Source organism: Rhodococcus erythropolis NBRC 15567, assembly GCF_001552595.1.
Classification (GTDB): Bacteria; Actinomycetota; Actinomycetes; order Mycobacteriales; family Mycobacteriaceae; genus Rhodococcus_F; species Rhodococcus_F erythropolis.
Genome location: NZ_BCRM01000027.1, coordinates 56315 through 77842, shown reverse-complemented (window position 1 = coordinate 77842; position 21528 = coordinate 56315). Strand labels below are relative to the sequence as shown.

The window sequence follows — 21528 nt, the reverse complement described above, 5'->3', positions numbered from 1 at the left end:
CGGAGACATGTCGGATCGACTGTAGGGTGTCCTCAGTCACATGTGTGTAGTTTTTCCCAGTGACCGGTCAGGAAACGGTGTCGGTTTCGCTCGAGGATTCGTCGCCGGTGAGAGTGATTGCAGTCGAGTCGCTGAAGACGCTGCCCCAGAGTTCGCCGAGGGCCGGATCTTCTTCGGCGTGTTCGGGTGCCATCATTGCGAGCAGATTGTTGATCAGCATGCCGTTCGCGATGAACAAGCGTGCTTGCTCGGGCGTGCAACCGGTGCGCTCGCGCAGCAAGGTGTAGATGCCGGACATGGCGGTCCGGGACACGGCGGCGACGTCGTCGGTGCTGGTTGCGAAGCCGTGCAACATGACGAGCAGCAGATCCCGGTCGAGGACCAGCTCGCCGTAGGCGGATCCGAGTTCGGCCCAGAACTGCGGATTGCTCGGATCGATTGTGACGGTGTCCAATTTGTCGTTGAAGGTGCGGACGATTTCGTCGAGCGCACGCGTGAACACCGCGTGGAACAAATCTGCCTTGGTCCCGAACATGCGCACGACGTAGGGCTGCGAGACGCCGGCTTCCTTGGCGACGGCGTCCGTGCTGGTGCCGGAGTATCCGCCCTTTGCAAATGCCCGCGTTGCCGCGGCAAGGACCAGTGCGCGACGTTCCGGTGCGCTCATCCTGCGGGTACGTGGTTCAGCTGCACCGATCGACATATTGACACGTTATCACCGGATAGCTTAGTTTCGACTTAAGTAATCAATTGATGCCTTAAGGCACCTTCACCATCGAGGAATCACGATGACCGTTTTGACGAAGTCCGGATCGGACGCCGCATCCGGGTCGGAAAACAGTGGAGGACGTAAGGTTCCGATCGCGATAGCGATGGTTGCTGCTTCTCTGCCCATGTTCATGGCTACCCTCGACAACCTCGTGATGACGAGCGCGCTGCCGGTGATCGAGAAGGAACTGAACGCGTCCGTCGGGCAGCTCCAATGGTTCATGAATGCGTACACGCTCTGCTTTGCGACGCTGATGCTTTCGGCGACGACGCTCGGCGATCGGTGGGGACGCCGCCGGATGTTCGTGTTCGGAATCGGGCTGTTCACGGCTGCATCGATCGCTTCGGCGCTGTCGACAACTCCCGCCCTGCTGATTGCGGCCCGGGCATTTCAAGGCGCGGGCGCAGCCGCGATCATGCCGCTCTCGCTGACCCTCCTCGTCGCAGCCGTACCGGAAGCCAAGCGCGCCATGGCAATCGGTGTCTGGGGTGGCGTCTCCGGACTGGGAATCGCGATGGGTCCCGTGGTCGGTGGAGCGGTAGTCGACGGGTTCTCGTGGCAGGGGATCTTCTGGATCAACGTGCCGGTTGCGATCGTTGCCGTTCCTCTCGCGTTGTATGCGTTGCGTGAATCGACCGGTCGCACACAACCTCTCGACCTTCCCGGTGTCGCACTCGCCGGACTCGGTGTGTTTCTGGCGGTGTGGGGGATCGTTCACGGCAACGACGACGGCTGGGGATCGCTTGGAGTGGTTGCGTCGTTGGTCGGTTCCGCAGTCGCGTTGGCGCTGTTCGTTCTTCGCGAGATGAAGACGTCACATCCGGTCATGCCCCTACGTCTGTTCCGTTCACGCAGCTTCTCGATGGCGAACGTCATCGGCTTGACCTTCTCGATCGGGATCTTCGGAGCGGTGTTCCTGCTGTCGCAGTACCTCCAGATCGTGATGGGCTACAGCCCGTTCCAAGCAGGCCTGCGGACGCTTCCGTGGACGGCGGCGCCGATGATCTTCGCTCCTCTCGCCGGTTTTCTGGCGCCGAAGGTCGGGCTCCGTTCACTTCTGCTGACCGGTCTGCTGCTCCAGGCCGGAGCATTGTTCTGGTTGGCCGCGTTGATCGGTCCCGACGTGACGTACGGTTCGCTGGTTCCGGCGCTACTGATGGCGGGCATCGGCATGGGCCTGACCTTCGCGCCGAGTTCGACGGCTGTCCTCGTCGACATGGACGAGCCTGATCACGGAACGGCCAGTTCGACCAACTCGACGCTTCGCGAGATCGGTGTTGCGCTGGGAATCGCGGTTCTCACCGCAGTCTTCCTTGCCGCTGGTGGCGCGCTCACGCCGCTGGGCTACGGAGATGCGCTGACACCTGCACTGCGCGTCGGCGGTTGCTTCGTGTTGGTGGCCGTGGTTGCGGCTTGGTTCGTGCCCTCGCATCGCAAGGCCTGAGCCACTGCTGTGCGCCTTTATTAACCGCCGGCGGTTAATAAAGGCGCACAGCAGTTTACGAAGCCGGGTCCCCTGGGAACGCTGAGGTGGCCGGAGCGGTTCCCAGCGCGGACCGCCATCCGGCGCCGCGGATTGCCGCATCGGTCAGGCCGTCGATTCCGAACGTGCGGAGTTGGTCGGTATCGACCTGTTCGACGAATGCCCGGTAGGTCACGGCGGTGTCGGATTCGATCTGTGCTGCCAGTTGTGCCGCGGTAACGGCGTCCGTCACCGGGAACGGGATCTCGTAGGCTGCCGCGGCTGTCGGCGGGGTCTCGCCCGCGTCGGTCGACAGGGCAACCAGCGCATCACGTCGCGCGCGGTGCGCGGCTGTATGTGTGGCAACTTCGTTGACACGGGCAGGATTCGAAAACGCGGCAACCACTCCGTAAGCGAAGATCGCGGCATTCTCTGATTCGATTGCGGTCAGCAAGGCAGAACTCTCAGTTCGACGGGTGTGCGAAGTGATCATGGAAGCAACACCGCAACCTGGGTCGAGCACGACGCGCTGATCGAACCGAGCAAGCCCGCGCGATAGCCGGACATCGTGCGAGCGAGATCCGCGGCACTGCGCGCCGAATCGTTAAGCGAGGTCCTCAAGGTGTCGACGCCCGTCGGAGCGTTTGCGACCGAGGTCGACGGGGGCGCAGTGGTCGTAGCGCCGCCGCCCGCTGCTCGCGCAATCTCGGCGTCGAGTTCGAGTGCATGCGCTGTGCGTTCGGCGCTGATCGTGGTCAGTGATGCCGACTTGTCCGGCGCAAGAGCGATGGCGGCGGTTGCGGCTGCCGCGTCGGAGCGAGCTCGCTCGGCCTGGGCCGTCAACTGGTCGACTTCTGCAGCCGCCTCCGCTGTGCCGTTGTCGGTGCAGGCGGACAACGAGAAGGCTGCAGCGCCCAACGCTGCTGCGGTTCCCGTCTTGAGCGCACTCCGCCGGGAGAGTGGGGTAGTAGTCATGGGCGTCAGCACCAGTCCATCGTGCCAGGTGGTCGGCTGATCGTTCGAATCCGCGGCACGTGTTCAAGTGTGACGTGCGTCGGGCACTCTGGTCACGGAGACGCGTAATGAGCGGTACTCTTGGATGCTTGCAGCATGAGGCACCTGGTGTCTTTTCATGCTCGCAGCCGCCCACGTCGACAGTCGACACAAGTCGGACAATCGACGACAACTGAAATGAGGAGTTCGCGAGATGCCGGTGCCATCCAGGGAGAGGGTGATCGAGCTGATCTCCGAACTCGTGCACGCCCAGGGTTACGACGTCGAAGACGTTGTCGTGACCAGTGCGGGCAAGCACAGCGCGGTGCGCATCATGGTCGACAGCGATGCCGGGATCGAACTCGATGCCGCCGCAGAGATCAGCAGACTCGTTTCGGAACTTTTCGACAGCCTCGAGGAAATCGGTGAAACGCCGTACACCCTCGAGGTGACCTCCCCGGGAATCGATCGTCCACTGACGCTCGAGCGTCACTGGCGTCGAGCTCGTGGACGCAAAGCGCGTATCGATCTGGCCGGCGAGACCGTGGTCGGCCGTATCGGAACGTTGAACGACGATTCCGTGGCGGTTGTCATCGGCGGCCGTGGCGGACTGACCGTGCGAGAGATTGCACTGGGCGACGTTCAGAAGGCCGTAGTTCAGGTGGAGTTCTCGAAGCCCAGTGAGGCGGAGTTGGAACTCGCGGGCGGCATCCCGGAGGGGCGCGCAGTTCCCTCGGATGCGGTTGACCTCACCGATGACTCGGGCGTGGACAGTGTCGAAGACGACGAAGCAGAATTAGAAGACGTAGAAAACGAAGAAGGGTTCGACAAGTGAATATCGACATTGCAGCGTTGCGAGCGATCGAAGCCGAAAAGGGCGTTTCGATCGAAACTGTGATCGCCACGATCCAGACCGCGCTGCTGACGGCGTACCGCCACACCGAGGGGCACAAGCAGAACGCTCGGATCGATGTCAACATCAAGACCGGTTCGGTGCGAGTGATGGCACACGACACCGATGCCGACGGCAACATGATCGGCGAGGAGTGGGACGACACTCCCGAAGGATTCGGTCGAATCGCGGCGACCACCGCACGCCAGGTCATCCTGCAGCGTTTGCGCGACGCCGAGCACGAGCGCAGTTTCGGTGAGTTCTCCACCCATGAGGGTGAAATCGTCGGCGGTGTCATTCAGCGCGACACGCGTGCAAACTCTCGCGGGATGGTCGTCGTTCGAATCGGCAGCGAATCCAATGGCGCCGAAGGATTGTTGCCGCCCGCAGAACAGGTTCCCGGCGAGAACTACGAACACGGCGAGCGCATCAAGTGCTACGTCGTCGGGGTTGCTCGCGGCGCCCGTGGCCCCCAGATCACCCTCTCGCGGACCCATCCGAACCTGGTTCGCAAGTTGTTCGCACTCGAGGTTCCGGAGATCGCGGACGGCAGCGTCGAGATCATCAACGTCGCGCGCGAAGCGGGACACCGTTCCAAGATCGCCGTTGCCTCACGCGTGCAGGGGCTGAACGCAAAGGGTGCATGCATCGGCCCGATGGGTCAGCGCGTCCGCAACGTCATGAGCGAACTTGCGGGGGAGAAGATCGACATCATCGACTTCGACGAAGATCCCGCGACGTTTGTGGGCAACGCACTTTCCCCGTCGAAAGTGGTCTCCGTCACTGTCGTCGATCCCGAGGCTCGTGCGGCCCGTGTCATCGTGCCCGATTTCCAGCTTTCGTTGGCCATCGGAAAAGAGGGTCAAAATGCCCGCCTGGCTGCACGGTTGACGGGTTGGCGTATCGACATTCGGAGCGATGCGGCACCCGTTGGCGACGCGTCCGACCGGCCCGCCACGTCCAACGGATAACGGTGGAATGCAGTGATCGAGACGGTTCGGCGGTAGAGTGGACAATGGTTCGACGTGAGTCCTCGGATTCTGCGCGCGTGAAACCCGGTTCGCCGGTCAGAACGTGTGTGGGGTGCAGGGAACAAGGGTCGGCTGTCGATCTGTTGAGGGTCGTGGTTGGTGAGCAGGGGCCGGAGGGTTCCCCGCTCGTCCCCGACGTATCGCGAAGACTCCCCGGTCGAGGTGCATGGCTGCACCTGGATCCGAGTTGTCTGAGCCTGGCAGAGCGGCGCCGAGCATTCAGCAGAGCACTGCGAGTGTCCGGAAATCTGGACACGTCCGCTGTCGACCAGCTGGTCGACGCAGTTCACACAAAAGCAGTACCTCTCGAGAAGAACAGGCACAAGCACTCATGAGCACACCGTGAAGCACCAACGATGAACGTCCATCGGCGATAACCCGAGGTCGTGCGGGACCCACATCTGTGGGATGCCTCCTGCTCGACCTCATCAGTGAGGAGAGCAGTGGCAGGCAAGGCCCGCGTGCACGAGTTGGCTAAAGAACTCGGTGTCACCAGCAAGGAACTACTCGCAACGCTCAAGGAGCAAGGCGAGTTCGTGAAGTCTGCGTCATCCACAGTGGAGGCGCCCGTCGCCCGTCGTCTGCGGGAGTCATTCCCGTCGGCAGGCGGAGCAGAAACCAAGTCCGAGACCGGCGCAGCCGCTCCGGCGGCTCGCCCCGCGGCAAAGCCCGGCGCACCGTCGCCGTCAGCTGCAAAGCCCGGTGGCCCGCGTCCCGGCCCCAAGCCGGCCGCACCCGCACCGGCTGCTCCCGCAGCTCCGGCACCGGCAGCCCCCGCGGCTCCCGCAGCCGCTGCTCCGGCAGCACCGTCGGCGCCGGTCCCCACCCCGACGTTCAACGCTCCGAAGCCGGCACAGCCGGCACGCCCGGCTCCGGCTGCTCCCGCAGCTCCGGCACCGGCAGCCCCCGCGGCTCCGGCGGCACCGTCCACCGGCGCAAAGCCCGGCGGACCGCGTCCGGGACCGAAGGCACCTCGCGTCGGTAACAACCCGTACTCCTCGGCACCCGCCGAGCGTCCGGCACCTCGTCCGGCTCCCGGCGCACCGCGTCCGGGTGCAGGCCAGGGCGGTTCTCGTCCGGCTCCGGGTCAGGGCGGTCCCCGTCCCAGCCCCGGCTCCATGCCTCCTCGCCCGAACCCGGGTGCAATGCCTGCTCGTTCCGCTCGTCCCGCGCCCGGTGGCGGCGGACGTCCGGGTCGTCCCGGTGGCGCTCCCGGTGGTCGTCCGGGCGGCGGCGGCGGTGGATACCGCGGCGGCGGCGCTCCCGGCGCCGGTGCTGGTGCAGGTGCTCCCGGTGGAGCAGCTCCGGCCGGTGGATTCCGCGGTCGTCCCGGCGGCGGTGGCCGTCCCGGTCAGCGCGGCGCAGCGGCAGGTGCATTCGGTCGTCCCGGCGGAGCAGTTCGCCGTGGACGTAAGTCGAAGCGGGCGAAGCGCGCCGAGTACGAAAGCATGCAGGCTCCCGCAGTCGGCGGCGTCAGGCTGCCACGCGGCAACGGTGAGACCATCCGTCTCGCTCGCGGCGCATCGCTGTCGGACTTCGCGGACAAGATCGATGCGAACCCCGCAGCACTCGTGCAGGCGTTGTTCAACCTCGGTGAGATGGTCACGGCAACTCAGTCGGTCAACGACGAGACGCTGGAGCTGCTCGGCGGCGAAATGAACTACGTCGTGCAGGTCGTCAGCCCGGAGGACGAGGACCGCGAGCTGCTCGACAGCTTCGACCTCACCTACGGCGAGGACGCCGGCGGAGAAGAGGACCTCGAGTCCCGTCCGCCTGTGGTCACCGTCATGGGCCACGTCGACCACGGTAAGACCCGTCTGCTCGACGTGATCCGTAAGGCGAATGTCCGTGAGGGCGAAGCCGGCGGCATCACGCAGCACATCGGTGCCTACCAGGTGCTGACCGAGCTCGAGGGCAACGAGCGTCTCGTGACGTTCATCGACACCCCGGGTCACGAGGCCTTCACGGCCATGCGTGCTCGTGGTGCCAAGGCCACCGACCTCGCGATCCTTGTTGTCGCAGCCGACGACGGCGTCATGCCGCAGACGGTGGAAGCGATCAACCACGCCCAGGCGGCCGACGTGCCGATCGTGGTCGCGGTGAACAAGATCGACAAGGAAGGCGCGAACCCGGACAAGATCCGGCAGCAGCTCACCGAGTACGGACTGGTGGCCGAGGAATACGGCGGAGACACCATGTTCGTCGACATCTCGGCGAAGCAGGGTCTCAACATCGACGCACTGCTCGAAGCAGTGCTGTTGACGGCGGACGCTTCCCTGGATCTGCGCGCCAACCCGGACATGGACGCTCAGGGTGTTGCCATCGAGGCGCACCTCGACCGTGGCCGCGGCCCCGTCGCTACCGTGCTCATCCAGCGCGGAACGCTGCGGGTCGGCGACTCGATCGTTGCCGGCGATGCTTACGGCCGCGTCCGCCGCATGGTGGACGAGCACGGTCAGGACGTCCACGAGGCACTGCCTTCACGTCCGGTCCAGGTCATCGGCTTCACGTCGGTCCCCGGTGCAGGCGACAACCTGCTCGTGGTCGACGAGGACCGTATCGCTCGTCAGATCGCGGACCGCCGCAACGCACGTAAGCGCAACGCGCTTGCAGCGAAGAGTCGTAAGCGCATCAGCCTCGACGATCTCGATGCAGCTCTGAAGGAACATTCACAGCTGAACTTGATCCTCAAGGGTGACAACTCGGGAACCGTGGAGGCCCTCGAAGAGGCTCTCCTCGGAATTCCGATCGACGACGAGGTGCAGTTGCGCGTCATCGACCGCGGTGTCGGTGGCATCACGGAGACCAACGTCAACCTGGCTGCTGCGTCCAACGCGATCATCATCGGCTTCAACGTCCGCGCCGAAGGCAAGGCAACGGAGCTGGCGAACCGCGAGGGCGTCGACATTCGCTACTACTCGGTGATCTACCAGGCCATCGATGAGGTCGAAAAGGCACTCAAGGGTCTGCTCAAGCCGGTGTACGAAGAGGTCGAGCTGGGCAAGGCAGAGATCCGCGCCATGTTCCGTTCGTCCAAGATCGGCAACATTGCCGGTTGCTTGGTCACGTCGGGCAGCATCCGTCGCAACGCCAAGGCACGTCTCATCCGCGACAGCAAGGTCATCGCCGAGACGGTCACCATCTCCTCGCTCAAGCGGGAGAAGGAAGACGCTACCGAGGTTCGCGAAGGCTACGAATGTGGTTTGACCGTCACCTATTCCGATATCAAGATCGGTGACGTTCTCGAGTGCTACGAGCTTCGCGAGAAGCCGCGCGACTGATTATGTCGACACGGGCGTTGGGGCGGACGCACGTGAGTACTAGCTGACATGGACTCTTCCGGACTTGAACATACAAGTCCGGAAGAGTCCATTCGGCTCTGTCTAGGGGGAAAATGTTTGTAGGGGCACTGGAGTTCGACATTCTTTTCGGCGATGTCCACTCACTCAAGGAAAAGCGTTCGATGCTGTCGCCGATCCTGACGGAACTCCGTCGATTCGGCGTGAGTGCAGCGGAGGCGGGGGAGCAGGGACGCCTGCGTCGTGCGCTCGTGGGCGTCGGTGTGGTCAGTTCGTCCGTCGATCACCTGCACGATGTTCTCGATCATTGTGAGCGAGCGGTCGCCGAGCGTCCGGAGATTCAGTTGCTGGCTGTGCGAAGGCGAATCTTCGGCCCGGAAGACTGAGCATCACCGATCGGTGTCAGCGAGTCACTCTTCCGGACGGCGTACCGAATCGAGTTGGTCGGCAAGGGATTCGGTGTCCTCGGGTCCAAGTGTGACGGTATCTGTACTCACAGCTCGATGTGCACGGTGGCTTGTGGCCGAAGACCTCTACCGATGGTGATTTGGTTGCCGGGTAGCCGATGGACGAGACTGTTGTCGGTAATAATTCTTGTTAACCAGAACTTTGATCGATCGAGTCACCTCGATTCGAGTGGCCAGGTAGAGGAGACTGACAGTCATGGTAGATCCAGCCCGGGCACGCAAGTTGGCAAAGCGTATCGGAACCATCGTCGCGACCGCGATCGATCACGAGATCAAGGATCCGCGACTCGCATTCGTGACCATCACGGACACCAAGGTCACCAACGATCTGCACGACGCGACGGTGTACTACACAGTCATGGGCGAGAAGGTCGATTCCGCACCCGATGTGGAAGCCGCCGCCGCAGGTCTCGAGAAGGCCAAGGGTGTTCTCCGCTCGAAGGTCGGTGCCGGAACTGGCGTTCGCTTCACACCGACTCTGACGTTTGTCGCCGATACCGTTCCCGACACCGCGCGTCATATGGAAGAACTGCTGGCCCGTGCCAAGGCCGCCGACGACGAGGTCGCCAAGGCGCGTGAGAATGCACAGCCGGCCGGAGATGCAGATCCGTACAAGGAGCCGCGAGTGGCTTCGGACGAAGACGAGGCGTCGCCAGATGTTCGTGAAGCCGACTGACGCGCACCGAGAATGACGATCACCGCACTTTCGGACGTCGACCCCTGCGAGGCGAAGTTCGCTCAGGTGGCCGAGGTTCTCGAATCGGCACACACGGTGACAATTCTCTGCCATGTGCAGCCGGATGCGGACACGATCGGCAGCGGACTTGCGCTCGGTCTCGTTCTCGAGCGTCGGGGCATTTCGGTGCAGGTCGCGTTCAGTCGGCCGTCGGCGCTGCCCGAGTCGATGTCTGATTTCCCTGGTGTTCACTTGCTCACGGCGCCCGCCGATGTTCGGGAAAGCGTCGATGTTCTGGTGACCGTGGATGTCGGCAGCGAGGGCCGCCTCGGTGAGTTGGCGAGTCGACTCGCCGGCGCGAATCGCACGATCGTCCTTGATCACCATCGCTCCAATTCCGAATTCGGAAGCATCAACGTCGTCGACGAAACCGCGGCTTCGACGACGGCGCTCATCGCACGATTCTTCGATGCGTGGGGAGTCGCGATCGATCGCGATATCGCGCACTGTCTCTATGCCGGACTGGTCACCGACACCGGCTCCTTCCGGTGGGGAGGTCCGCTTCCGCACGTGCTCGCGGCGCGTTTGCTGGCGACAGGCATCGACGGCGACGCGATTGCGCGAAAGCTGCTCGACACCCATCCGTTCGGGTGGTTGCCGATGCTGGCTTCGGTACTCGGGTCCGCGGTGCTGGTCCCGGAAGCCGCGGACGGCCGTGGGCTGGTGTACGCGGTGATCCGACGCAGTGACATCGGCGATCTTCGCTCCGAGGAGATCGAGAGCGTCGTCGATATCGTGCGAACTACTTCGGAAGCCGAAGTTGCCGCAGTACTCAAAGAGTCGGTTTCCGGAAGCTGGTCGATCTCGTTGCGTGCAAAGTCGGCGATCGACGTGTCGGCGGTCGCTGAAAGTCTTGGTGGCGGCGGGCACCGGCTGTCGGCCGGATATACGTCGACCACTTCCAGCGACGAGATTGTTGCCGCGCTCGTCGCGGCACTCGGCTGAATCCGCGGCATTGAGCGAATCTGACGCCACCTCGGCGGGATCTTCGGCAGCTGATTTCGACGTCACTGGGCGTCGAATCTTTTCCCTGGCGTTTCCGGCGCTCGGGGTACTGGCGGCCGAACCCCTCTATCTGTTGTTCGACATCGCCGTGGTCGGCCGACTCGGGGCGCTTCCGCTGGCCGGATTGGCAGTCGGTGGTCTGATCCTGTCGTTGGTGAGTACGCAGCTGACCTTCTTGTCGTACGGCACGACGGCGCGCGCCGCACGGCTGCACGGGGCGGGCCGCGAGCGCGACGCGGTGGGCGAGGGTGTTCAGGCGACCTGGCTGGCGGCCGCGATCGGCTTGGCCTTGGTAGTGATCGTGCAGGTGATCGCGGGTCCGCTGACTTCGGCGGTCGCCGGGACTCCCGACATTGCGGCGGCTGCGGAAAGTTGGCTTCGGATAGCGGTATTGGGTGTTCCACTCATCCTGGTGGCTCTGGCCGGCAACGGCTGGATGCGCGGGGTTCAGAACACGGTGCGACCGCTTCGGTTCGTCCTTGTCGGCCTGGGTATTTCGGCGGTGTTGTGCCCGATTCTCGTGCACGGTTTGCTCGGTGCTCCCCGGATGGAACTCGAAGGATCAGCTGTCGCGAATCTGGTCGGCCAGAGCGTTTCGGGTGTCCTGTTCGCCTGGGCACTCTTTCGTGAACCGGTCTCGGCTCGACCGCATCTTGCAATCATGCGGGCGCAGATGCTGATGGGCCGTGACCTGATCCTGCGCAGCCTCGCATTCCAAGCGTGTTTCGTCTCGGCGGCCGCGGTGGCGTCGAGGTTCGGCGCAGCCGTAGTCGGTGCACACCAAGTTGTCCTCCAACTGTGGAACCTGGTTTCGCTCCTTCTCGATTCCTTGGCGATCGCCGCCCAAACGCTCATCGGAGCTGCCCTCGGCGGTGGATTCGCAGCCGCGGCGAAGAGGATGACCTGGCGGATCACTGCCTGGTCGACGGTATTTGCCGTGGTACTCGCGATCTTCTTCGCCGCGGGCCACTCCGTGATCCCCGGACTTTTCACGTCCGACGCCGAGGTCCTCGGTCAAATGTCGATCGCCTGGTGGTTCTTCGTCGCGATCATGCCGGTAGCGGGAATCGTGTTTGCACTCGACGGTGTTCTGCTCGGCGCCGGGGACGTGGTGTTTCTGCGCAACGCGACCATGCTCTGCGCAGTTCTCGGATTTCTGCCCGCGATCTGGCTCTCCCTCGCCTACGACTGGGGGCTGGCCGGAATTTGGGCAGGGCTTACCGTGTTCGTAGTACTTCGGATGGTCGCGGTGTCGTGGCGAGCGTTTTCCGGCAAGTGGGCAGTGACAGGTCCGGCGACGGCGAAGCGCGGAAGTTCAACTGAGGAAGCAGAGGGATCGTGGCAGCAAAGCTGATGGCGGTGAGCGACATTCATGTCGGTCACAACGGCAACAAGCCGATGACGGAGGAACTGTTCCCGGATTCGCCTGACGACTGGCTCATTCTCGCCGGAGATGTTTCCGAGAAAACTGACGACATTCGGTGGGCGTTGAAGCTCCTTCGCAGCCGATTCGCAAAGGTCATCTGGATTCCGGGCAACCACGAACTGTGGACGACCGCCAAGGATCCGGTTCAGATTCACGGAGCGCCGCGGTACGAGTACCTGGTCAACATGTGCCGCGAACTTGACGTCATCACGCCCGAGGACCCGTTCCCGGTGTGGGAGGGAGACGAGGGCCCGGTCACGGTCGTCCCGATGTTCCTTCTCTACGACTACTCCTTCCTGCCGGAAGGCGCGCGAGACAAGGAACACGGGCTCGAGATCGCGCGGGACAAGAACGTCGTCGCCACCGACGAGTTCCTGCTCTCGCCGCAGCCGTATGCAACGCGCGACGCGTGGTGCCGGGCGAGAATCGAATACACCCAGGCACGGCTGGACGCGCTCCCCGAAGGCACAAAAACCGTTCTGGTGAACCATTTCCCGATGGTCCGGCAGCCGACGGACGTGCTCATGTATCCGGAGTTCGCGTTGTGGTGCGGAACCACCGCGACCGCCGACTGGCATGTGAAGTACAACGCGGTGTGCTCGGTGTACGGGCACCTGCACATTCCTCGAACCACGTACTACGACGGCGTCCGCTTCGAGGAAGTATCACTCGGGTACCCGCGCGAATGGCGTCGGCGTGGACTGCCGGAGAAGTTGTTGCGTCAGATTCTTCCCGTTCCGGAGTACCCGCCGGGAACGCTCAACAAGTGGGGTGGCCACTTCAAGGTCACGCCGGAGCAGGAAGCCGAAGTCGAGCGCATGCGCGCCGGACGCTGAGAGGTATCGCTACGTGATCGAACAGATTCTTCCCGGTGGAGTTGCGACGGCCGAGGCCTTCGTGGATCCGCCCGGTCTGGTTCCGCACCCCAGTGAGGAGGCGTTGATCGGCCGCGCGGTCGAGAAGCGCCGTCGCGAGTTCGTGACTACCCGGCACCTCGCGCGTCAGGCGATGGGCAAGCTCGGTGTTCCGTCTGCCGCTGTCATGCGCGGCGAGCGTGGTGCCCCACTCTGGCCGCAGGGAGTAGTCGGAAGCCTCGCCCATTGCGACGGCTACCGCGGCGCTGTCCTGGCGTACTCCATGCAGGTCCGCTCACTCGGTATCGACGCCGAGCCGCACGGCCCGCTGCCGGACGGGGTATTGCCCGCGGTCAGCATCGAAGCGGAACGAACGTGGCTGGACACTCAGGAAACCGGCGGTCCGGTGCACTGGGATCGAGTGCTCTTCTGCGCGAAGGAAGCCACGTACAAGGCGTGGTTTCCGCTAACTGGGCGCTGGTTGGGTTTCGAGGACGCCCACATCACATTCGAGGCGGAGTCGGAAACTTCCGGAACTTTCAACTCGCGTCTGCTGGTCCCCGGTGAGGCGACGTCTGGTCCGCCGCTCACCTCTTTCGACGGCAGGTGGTTGGTGTCGGACGGGCTCATTCTGACGGCAATTTCGGTGCAGTGAGCGCGACTGGCAGAATCGGCACACGTGTCAGCTCGTGAAAAGCCTTCCTCCGGTCTTGTCGGCGCCGGAATCCTGATTGTCGACAAAGAGGCGGGCATCACCAGCCACGACGTGGTCGCTCGGTGCCGCAAATTGTTGAACACCCGCAAGGTGGGACATGCCGGGACTCTTGATCCCATGGCGACCGGCGTCCTCGTTCTCGGCGTCGAGCGTGCGACCAAGTTGCTCGGACTCCTGGCACTGACAACCAAGGCGTACTCGGCGACCATTCGCCTCGGTGCAGCGACGGACACGGACGATGCCGAAGGGGAGGTCCTGACTTCCGCAGACGCTTCGCAGGTGACGGACGCGGAGATCGCTGCCATCGTGGCAACGCTGACCGGAGACATCAAGCAGATCCCGGCAAGCGTGAGCGCTATCAAGGTCGACGGTCAACGCGCACATGCCCTGGTGCGTGCGGGAGAAACCGTCGAGCTGGCGCCGCGCCCGGTAACGGTGTCGACTTTCGAAGTTCTGGCTCGGCGAGATGTCCCTGGTGGCTTCGTCGATCTGGATGTAGACGTTGAGTGCTCTTCCGGAACATACATCCGCTCGCTTGCACGCGACCTCGGTCGTGAATTGGGCGTCGGTGGTCATCTGACGGCATTGCGCCGCACCCGCGTCGGGCCGTTCACTCTCGAACATGCGCGCACGCTCGAAGATCTCGCGGATCAGCCGGGTGTGAGCCTCGACATCGATCAGGCCGCGCAGACGGCTTTTCCGCATCGGCAGATCACGGCGGAGGAAGCCGAGGCGATCAGCCAGGGGCGCTGGCTCGAGCCGATCGGGATGAAGGGGATCTGTGCGGCGATCGATCCCACCGGTCACACGATTGCGCTTCTGCAGGAGAAGGGTCGACGCGCCAGTTCGGTGATGGTCGTGCGACCGGCGACGCTTCGCGGGTGATCGTCCGCGAGCGTGTCGACGGCGACCTCGACGGTTGCGTCGATGCGCTGGCACAGGTCCACGAGTGCGACGGATATCCGAACACGTGGCCACAGAACCCGCACCGCTGGCTCAGTTCGCCCACGGTGGTGAAGGCGTGGGTCGGTGAGAGCGACGGCCGTGTTGTCGGTCATGTGGCCGTCGACCGCGAGGTTGCAGGCGCGCCCACCACCGCGGGATCGATTGCCGTGTCGCGATTGTTCGTTCATCCCCATGCCCGCGGAAACGGCCTCAGCGGTGCGCTACTCGACGCTGTCACGGATTTCGCAGCAGAAAGTCAGTTGGAACTGGTGCTCGACGTCGTCGAGGACGCTTTGCCGGCGATCGCGCTGTACGAGCGTCGAGGTTGGGTGTACGTCGACGAGAGGCTCGCCGACTGGACCCGGACCGACGGCGTCCGGCCTGTAGAACGGCGATATCGTCTGCCGCTCTGAGCGGCCTCGACTACACGAGCCAAATTGCTTGAGCGACTGGGCTTCCCAGGTCGATGGTGTCGGGGCTGTCGCCGAGTCGAACGGACACTGTTCCGGCGAAATCACGGCGTTCTTCGACAGTGATGTCGACATCGAGACTGACGCCGACGGAATCGAAGTACCGAAGCATTTCGGGATCGGAATCGGAGATCCGGGCAACGCGGCCCCGCTCGCCGTTGGCGAAGTCGCTGAGCTGACGGGCCGGGGGAGTCGGCACCGAACCATCGGTGGCGGGAATGGGATCGCCGTGCGGGTCACGTTCGGGGAAGCCCAGTTTGGCGTCCATCCGCGAGATCATCAGATCGGAAACGGCGTGTTCGAGGACTTCGGCTTCGTCGTGGACTTCGTCCCAGCCGTAGCCGAGTTCCTGAACCAGATAGGTCTCGATCAACCGGTGGCGCCGGACCATGGACACAGCAGCCGCGCGGCCACTGTCCGTCAGAGCGATGGAACCGTAGCGGGCGTGATCGACGAGGCCCTGGTCCGAGAGTTTGCGGATCGCCTCGGACACCGTCGAAGCCGAGACGTTCATCTTCTCGGACAGGAGCTTGGTGGACACCCGCTCGTGGGACCACTCCTGGATCGTCCAGATGACCTTGAGGTAGTCCTGAGCCACCGACGAGAGTGCGAGCGTGTCGATTGCCGCGCCGTGCGCCGAAGTGCTGTCGCCATCCGACGTCGATGATGCTTCCGAGGTTCCGGTCTTGTGAGCTGCCACAACGCTTAGCTTAGGCTACGAAATCCGGAACTTCCGTACGTGAGCGGCAGCACAGCGGTGATTCGCTGGGCGGGTCCGAACGTGACCCGCCGCCGGTGGACCCGTAGGCTGCCAATCGTGCTGAGATGGCGTGGTCTCGACGAAGTTCCGGCCGATTGGGGTCGTTGTGTGCTCACTATCGGTGTGTTCGACGGTGTGCATCGTGGGCATGCCCAATTGATAGCGAGAGCGGTTACCGCTGCGCGCAAACGTGGTGTTCCGAGCGTGTTGATGACGTTCGACCCGCATCCCATGGAGGTTGTGCGGCCGGGTAGTCATCCAGCCCAGTTGACGACGCTGCAACGGCGTGCGGAATTGGCTCAGGATCTGGGCATCGACGTGTTCTGCGTGATGCCGTTCACCGCTGATTTCATGAAGCTGACGCCGGAGCGCTACGTCCACGAAATTCTCGTCGAACGTCTGCATGTTGCCGAGGTGGTGGTGGGGGACAACTTCACCTTCGGCAAGAAGGCGCTCGGCAATGTCGACCTTCTTCGTGAGATGGGCGCTCGCTTCGGCTTTGCCGTCGACGGCGTCCAGCTGCTGGCCGAGCATGCGGTGACGTTCTCGTCGACCTACATCCGCTCGTGCGTCGACGCGGGCGACATGGAAGCGGCTACCGAAGCTCTCGGCCGTCCACATCGTGTCGAAGGTGTGGTCGTCCACGGTGACAAGCGTGGACGCGAGTTGGGATTCCCGACGGCCAATGTTGCACCGCCGATGTTTTCGGCGATTCCGGCCGACGGCGTCTACGCAGCGTGGTTCACGGTGCTCGGCGCCGGCGAGGAACTCGGAACTGTCGTTCCCGGTCGTCGATACCAAGCCGCAGTGTCTGTGGGGACCAACCCGACCTTCTCCGGCCGGACCCGAACCGTCGAGGCGTACGTTCTCGACACCGAAGCAGACCTGTACGGACAACACGTCGCTGTCGACCTGGTTTCGCGGATTCGGGGCATGGAGAAGTTCGACTCGATCGAGTCGCTCATCACGGCGATGAACCGAGACGTCGAACGCGCACGCCAAATCCTGAGTGAGGATGCAGAGCGCAGCGTGGGTTGAGCGCAGAGCGCAGCGTGGGTTGAGCGCAGAGTGGGTTGAACTCGTCCCGCACTAGTGGCGGCGGCCACATTCGCTCCAGGTGGGCGAAAGCGCCTCATTGCTGCTGGTAGGATCTTCTCTCGGTGCGTGCTGCGGTTTGCGGTGGCCGCACCGATCTAGTTCCTTTCACGCAAACGTCATCACAGGAGTGAATCAAGTGGCATTGACCACGGAAGAAAAGAAGGTCGTTCTCGGCGAGTACGGCTTGCACGAGACCGACACGGGATCGCCCGAAGCTCAGGTGGCAATGCTCACCAAGCGCATCACCGATCTCACCGAGCACCTCAAGACCCACAAGCATGACCACCACTCGCGTCGTGGACTGCTCTTGATGGTCGGTCGCCGTCGTCGTCTGCTGAAGTACGTGGCAAAGACTGACGTCGCTCGCTACCGCACGCTCATCGAGCGTCTCGGCCTGCGTCGCTAGATTTTTCTCACGACGCTGATCGAAAGCAACACGGCACGCTTCGGTTTGCCGAACACTCCGTTAGCCGGCGAAGCCACGCATATACTGGGCTTCGCTGGCTTTCGGCGTTAGCTGCCGCAAGGCAGTTTCCGCTGTCGGCGCTATGCACAGTTGTCTACGCACAGTTGTGCAGGGCGCCGCCAGCACACCGTATGCACCAGAGAACGTGGTGTCGGTTGTCGGTAGTGGTTCTCCGGACCGGGCAAGTGCCCGAAAGCTCCGGCGGACTTCGATCGACGGCCGCCCGAACGTCGTGACGTCCCGAAGCAGAAATCGCTCGCATCGCAAGGAGCGTCTGCAATTCAAGAGGGGGACGTCCCTCGGTGCGCAGTTTCCACCAGGAGGGTGGAAACGCCCGCGCGGGTACGGCGAAGACGAGAGGGAAGTGAAGAGAAAAGAATGACAGAGAATTCCGTAGTAGAGGTCGACGAAGGCGTGTTCGAATCTACCGCCGTGATCGACAACGGGTCCTTCGGTACCCGCACCATCCGTTTCGAGACCGGACGCCTTGCTCAGCAGGCCGCCGGTGCCGTCGTTGCTTACCTGGACGACGAGACCATGCTGCTGTCCGCCACGAGCGCCAGCAAGCACCCCAAGGAGCACTTCGACTTCTTCCCCCTGACGGTGGACGTCGAAGAGCGTATGTACGCAGCGGGCCGCATCCCCGGTTCGTTCTTCCGTCGTGAGGGACGCCCCTCCACCGACGCGATCCTGACCTGCCGCCTCATCGACCGGCCGCTGCGCCCGTCCTTCGTCGACGGTCTCCGTAACGAGATCCAGGTCGTCGTCACGGTCATGAGCCTCAACCCGCAGGATCTGTACGACGTCGTGGCCATCAACGCCGCTTCCGCGTCGACGCAGATCGCGGGCCTGCCGTTCTCCGGACCCGTCGGTGGCGTGCGTGTTGCACTCATCGTCTCCGAGGACAACAAGGCCGGCCAGTGGGTTGCATTCCCGACGGTCGATCAGCTCGAGAACGCCGTCTTCGACATGGTCGTAGCCGGCCGCGTCGTGTCCGGCAGCGGTGACAACGCCGACGTAGCGATCATGATGGTCGAGGCCGAGGCCACCGACAACGTCATCGCGAAGATCGCCGACGGCGCTCAGGCACCGACCGAGGCCATCGTTGCCGAAGGCCTCGAGGCCGCCAAGCCGTTCATCGCACGCCTGTGCGCTGCTCAGGCAGCACTGGCATCCAAGGCTGCAAAGCCCACGGGTGACTACCCGGTCTTCCCGGCGTACCAGGACGACGTTTTTGCTGCCGTCGAGGCTGCTGCGTCCGAAAAGCTCAATGCCGCACTGACAATCGCCGGCAAGCAGGAACGCGACGACAAGACCGACGAGGTCAAGGTCGAGGTTCTCGAGCAGGTTGCACCCAACTTCGAAGGCCGCGAGAAGGAACTGGGAGCAGCGTTCCGCTCGCTCACCAAGAAGCTGGTTCGCCAGCGCATCCTGCGCGATCAGTTCCGCATCGACGGCCGCGGCGTCACGGACATCCGTTCGCTGTCCGCCGAGGTCGCGATCATCCCGCGCGCACACGGCTCCGCACTGTTCGAGCGCGGCGAGACCCAGATCCTGGGTGTTACCACTCTCGACATGGTCAAGATGGCTCAGCAGGTCGACTCGCTCGGTCCCGAGACCACCAAGCGCTACATGCATCATTACAACTTCCCGCCGTACTCCACCGGTGAGACGGGTCGCGTCGGTTCGCCGAAGCGCCGCGAAATCGGTCACGGCGCACTCGCCGAGCGCGCTCTCATGCCGGTTCTGCCCAGCGTCGAAGAGTTCCCGTACGCGATTCGCCAGGTCTCCGAAGCTCTGAGCTCCAACGGTTCCACCTCGATGGGCTCGGTGTGCGCGTCCACGCTCGCACTGCTCAACGCCGGTGTGCCGCTTCGCGCTCCGGTTGCCGGTATCGCCATGGGTCTGGTCTCCGACCAGGTCGACGGTGAAACCCGCTACGTCGCTCTGACCGACATCCTCGGCGCCGAAGACGCCTTCGGCGACATGGACTTCAAGGTCGCAGGCACCAAGGACTTCGTCACGGCCCTGCAGTTGGACACGAAGCTCGACGGCATCCCGTCGCAGGTTCTTGCCGGTGCACTCTCGCAGGCGAAGGATGCACGGACCACGATCCTCGAGGTCATGGCGGAAGCCATCGACACCCCGGACGAGATGAGCCCGTTCGCTCCCCGCGTGACGGCCATCAAGGTCCCCGTCGACAAGATCGGTGAGGTCATCGGCCCCAAGGGCAAGATGATCAACTCCATCACCGAGCAGACCGGTGCCAACATCTCCATCGAAGACGACGGCACCGTGTTCGTCGGCGCCACCGATGGACCGTCTGCACAGGCCGCGATCGACATGATCAACGCCATTGCCAACCCGCAGCTCCCCAAGGTCGGCGAACGGTTCCTGGGCACGGTCGTCAAGACCACCGCCTTCGGTGCCTTCGTTTCGCTCCTGCCGGGACGCGACGGACTGGTGCACATCTCGAAGCTGGGCAGCGGTAAGCGCATTGCCAAGGTCGAAGACGTGGTCAACGTCGGATCCAAGATCCGCGTCGAGATCGCCGACATCGATGCACGTGGCAAGATCTCGCTGATCCCGGTCGAAGAGGGCAACGACGAGGCTGCCGCTCCGGCCGCCGACGAGGCTGCTTCCGAGTAGATCTCACTTCGTACTCTGATGCGGCCCCGCGCGGATTTCCGTGCGGGGCCGCATCTGTACTGTCTGTAGACACGAGCCTGTAGATACCTGATTCAACACTTGCACCGAGGACTGCTGAACCTTTTCATGGCAAAGACCACTCCCAACACCACGCGCAGCCGCAGCGCTGTGCTGAAATCGCCGATCGATGCGACTCCTGAATCGGGAGTGCAGCGCACGGTCCTGCCCGGCGGCCTGCGCGTCGTCACCGAATTCATCCCCGGTGTGCGTTCCGCCTCCGTCGGCGTGTGGGTCGGAGTCGGCTCCCGTGACGAGCAGCCGAGTGTGGCCGGTGCCGCGCATTTTCTCGAGCATCTGTTGTTCAAGTCGACGCCGTCACGGACCGCGTTGGACATCGCGCAGGTCATGGATGGTGTGGGCGGCGAACTCAATGCATTCACGTCGAAGGAACACACCTGTTTCTACGCGCACGTGATCGACGAGGACCTCCCGATGGCGGTGGACCTTGTTGCCGACGTCGTACTGCGTGGGCGCTGCAGAACTGCGGATGTCGACGTCGAGCGGCAAGTAGTGCTCGAAGAGATCGCGATGCGAGACGACGATCCGGAAGACCTGCTCGGCGACGCCTTCCTGACCGCGTTGTTCGGAGATCATCCTGTCGGTCGTCCCATCATCGGTAGCGTCGAATCGATCGAGTCGATGTCGCGCAATCAGCTGCATTCCTTCCATGTTCGGCGTTACACGCCGCAGCGGATGGTGCTGGCAGTAGCGGGGAACGTCGACCACAAGCAGGTTGTGACGCTCGCTCGCCGCGCCTTCGCCGGGCATCTCGAGCGTGGAGTCAAGCCGGCGCCGCGGCGCGAAGGCACTCTGCGTTTGCGAACGATGCCTGAACTGAGCTTGACCCACCGCGACAGCGAGCAGGTCCACCTTGCGCTCGGAGTACGCGCGTTCGGTCGGCACGAGGGTCATCGCTGGGCCCTGTCTGTTCTCAACGCCGCAGTGGGCGGCGGGCTGAGTTCTCGTCTGTTCCAAGAGATTCGCGAGAAGCGTGGGCTTGCGTACTCCGTCTATTCCGGCGTAGACACCTTCGCGGACACCGGAGCGTTCTCCGTGTACGCGGGTTGCCAGCCGGAGAACCTCGGGGAGGTTGCCACAGTGATCCGCGAGGTACTTGCGAACGTGGCGACGGACGGAATCACCGATGCCGAGATCGCCCGCGCCAAGGGATCGCTGCGCGGCGGATTGGTTCTGGCACTGGAAGATTCAGGTTCACGCATGAACCGTATCGGTCGCAGTGAACTGAATTACGGCAACCATCGCAGTGTTGCGCAGACGCTCGCGACCATCGACGCAGTCACCTCCGAAGAAGTTCTCGAGGTGGCGCAAGTGCTCTTGACCAGGCCGTTTGCGGCCGCCGTCGTCGGCCCGTACAAGCGGGTTCGTGACCTCCCTGCGTCGGTACGCGGGATCGTGGGCAAGTAGTTCGAA

The 21528-nt window shown here is 63.5% G+C and carries 21 protein-coding genes; 17 read left to right on the top strand and 4 right to left on the bottom strand.

The annotated features are described in order from the left end of the window. Positions 1 to 67: 67 nt before the first annotated feature. Positions 68 to 703, bottom strand: a complete 636-nt coding sequence (locus tag RE4_RS25945) for a TetR/AcrR family transcriptional regulator (RefSeq protein ID WP_020969397.1) — start codon at positions 701 to 703, stop codon at positions 68 to 70. Between the two features lie 85 nt (positions 704 to 788). Here RE4_RS25945 and RE4_RS25940 point away from each other — a divergent pair, with 85 nt between their 5' ends. Then, positions 789 to 2213, top strand: a complete 1425-nt coding sequence (locus RE4_RS25940; protein WP_020969398.1) for an MFS transporter — start codon at positions 789 to 791, stop codon at positions 2211 to 2213. Between the two features lie 55 nt (positions 2214 to 2268). Here RE4_RS25940 and RE4_RS25935 read toward each other — a convergent pair whose 3' ends face one another. Further along, positions 2269 to 2724: a ferritin-like domain-containing protein gene (locus RE4_RS25935; RefSeq protein WP_020907435.1), complete on the bottom strand. Its 456-nt coding sequence runs from the start codon at positions 2722 to 2724 to the stop codon at positions 2269 to 2271. Continuing rightward, the gene (locus tag RE4_RS25930; protein WP_020969399.1) at positions 2721 to 3206 is read right to left on the bottom strand and encodes a hypothetical protein; all 486 of its coding nucleotides are present in this window, start codon (positions 3204 to 3206) and stop codon (positions 2721 to 2723) included. The genes RE4_RS25935 and RE4_RS25930 overlap by 4 nt, the downstream gene beginning before the upstream one ends. Before the next feature lie 232 nt (positions 3207 to 3438). Here RE4_RS25930 and rimP point away from each other — a divergent pair, with 232 nt between their 5' ends. From rimP to RE4_RS25875, 12 genes are all read left to right on the top strand, one after another. Further along, positions 3439 to 4059 (top strand): ribosome maturation factor RimP, encoded by a 621-nt coding sequence (gene rimP, locus RE4_RS25925; RefSeq protein ID WP_020907437.1) that lies wholly within the window; start codon positions 3439 to 3441, stop codon positions 4057 to 4059. Next, positions 4056 to 5087: a transcription termination factor NusA gene (nusA, locus tag RE4_RS25920; RefSeq protein WP_003942738.1), complete on the top strand. Its 1032-nt coding sequence runs from the start codon at positions 4056 to 4058 to the stop codon at positions 5085 to 5087. Before rimP ends, nusA begins: the two co-directional genes overlap by 4 nt. 44 nt (positions 5088 to 5131) lie before the next feature. Further along, on the top strand, positions 5132 to 5482 hold the full coding sequence (locus RE4_RS30825) for a YlxR family protein (RefSeq protein ID WP_019748063.1): 351 nt from the start codon (positions 5132 to 5134) through the stop codon (positions 5480 to 5482). Between the two features lie 108 nt (positions 5483 to 5590). Further along, entirely contained in the window at positions 5591 to 8428 is a 2838-nt protein-coding gene (gene infB, locus RE4_RS25915) for a translation initiation factor IF-2 (protein ID WP_060939626.1), read from the top strand. Positions 8429 to 8541: 113 nt separating this feature from the next. Continuing rightward, positions 8542 to 8832 carry a DUF503 domain-containing protein gene (locus RE4_RS25910; protein ID WP_003942205.1) on the top strand — a complete coding sequence of 97 codons (291 nt, stop codon included), beginning with the start codon at positions 8542 to 8544 and terminating at the stop codon, positions 8830 to 8832. Positions 8833 to 9109: 277 nt separating this feature from the next. Then, positions 9110 to 9589 (top strand): 30S ribosome-binding factor RbfA, encoded by a 480-nt coding sequence (rbfA, locus tag RE4_RS25905; protein ID WP_003942248.1) that lies wholly within the window; start codon positions 9110 to 9112, stop codon positions 9587 to 9589. Positions 9590 to 9601: 12 nt separating this feature from the next. Next, positions 9602 to 10594 carry a DHH family phosphoesterase gene (locus RE4_RS25900; protein ID WP_060939625.1) on the top strand — a complete coding sequence of 331 codons (993 nt, stop codon included), beginning with the start codon at positions 9602 to 9604 and terminating at the stop codon, positions 10592 to 10594. Positions 10595 to 10604: 10 nt separating this feature from the next. Continuing rightward, on the top strand, positions 10605 to 12008 hold the full coding sequence (locus RE4_RS25895) for an MATE family efflux transporter (RefSeq protein ID WP_020969403.1): 1404 nt from the start codon (positions 10605 to 10607) through the stop codon (positions 12006 to 12008). Then, the gene (locus RE4_RS25890) at positions 11993 to 12916 is read left to right on the top strand and encodes a metallophosphoesterase family protein (protein WP_003942180.1); all 924 of its coding nucleotides are present in this window, start codon (positions 11993 to 11995) and stop codon (positions 12914 to 12916) included. Before RE4_RS25895 ends, RE4_RS25890 begins: the two co-directional genes overlap by 16 nt. Positions 12917 to 12929: 13 nt before the next feature. Further along, on the top strand, positions 12930 to 13589 hold the full coding sequence (locus tag RE4_RS25885; protein WP_003942126.1) for a 4'-phosphopantetheinyl transferase family protein: 660 nt from the start codon (positions 12930 to 12932) through the stop codon (positions 13587 to 13589). A 24-nt stretch (positions 13590 to 13613) separates the two neighbouring features. Next, complete coding sequence (truB, locus tag RE4_RS25880; protein WP_020907442.1) at positions 13614 to 14534, top strand: tRNA pseudouridine(55) synthase TruB; 921 nt, start codon at positions 13614 to 13616, stop codon at positions 14532 to 14534. Next, positions 14531 to 15007 carry a GNAT family N-acetyltransferase gene (locus tag RE4_RS25875; RefSeq protein ID WP_047889313.1) on the top strand — a complete coding sequence of 159 codons (477 nt, stop codon included), beginning with the start codon at positions 14531 to 14533 and terminating at the stop codon, positions 15005 to 15007. The genes truB and RE4_RS25875 overlap by 4 nt, the downstream gene beginning before the upstream one ends. A 10-nt stretch (positions 15008 to 15017) precedes the next feature. On the opposite strand, the gene RE4_RS25870 is transcribed toward RE4_RS25875, so the two are convergent. Continuing rightward, positions 15018 to 15764, bottom strand: coding sequence for a metal-dependent transcriptional regulator (locus RE4_RS25870; protein ID WP_019748070.1), 747 nt, complete (start codon positions 15762 to 15764; stop codon positions 15018 to 15020). A gap of 117 nt (positions 15765 to 15881) precedes the next feature. On the opposite strand from RE4_RS25870, the gene RE4_RS25865 reads away from it, so the two are divergent. The 4 genes from RE4_RS25865 to RE4_RS25850 all read left to right on the top strand — a co-directional run bounded on the left by RE4_RS25865 (position 15882) and on the right by RE4_RS25850 (position 21522). Next, positions 15882 to 16862: a bifunctional riboflavin kinase/FAD synthetase gene (locus RE4_RS25865; RefSeq protein ID WP_019748071.1), complete on the top strand. Its 981-nt coding sequence runs from the start codon at positions 15882 to 15884 to the stop codon at positions 16860 to 16862. 196 nt (positions 16863 to 17058) lie between these two features. After that, positions 17059 to 17328: a 30S ribosomal protein S15 gene (gene rpsO, locus RE4_RS25860; RefSeq protein WP_003942254.1), complete on the top strand. Its 270-nt coding sequence runs from the start codon at positions 17059 to 17061 to the stop codon at positions 17326 to 17328. A gap of 438 nt (positions 17329 to 17766) precedes the next feature. Next, entirely contained in the window at positions 17767 to 20037 is a 2271-nt protein-coding gene (locus RE4_RS25855) for a polyribonucleotide nucleotidyltransferase (RefSeq protein WP_020907444.1), read from the top strand. Positions 20038 to 20163: 126 nt separating this feature from the next. After that, on the top strand, positions 20164 to 21522 hold the full coding sequence (locus RE4_RS25850) for a M16 family metallopeptidase (protein WP_019748074.1): 1359 nt from the start codon (positions 20164 to 20166) through the stop codon (positions 21520 to 21522). Positions 21523 to 21528 lie beyond the last annotated feature (6 nt).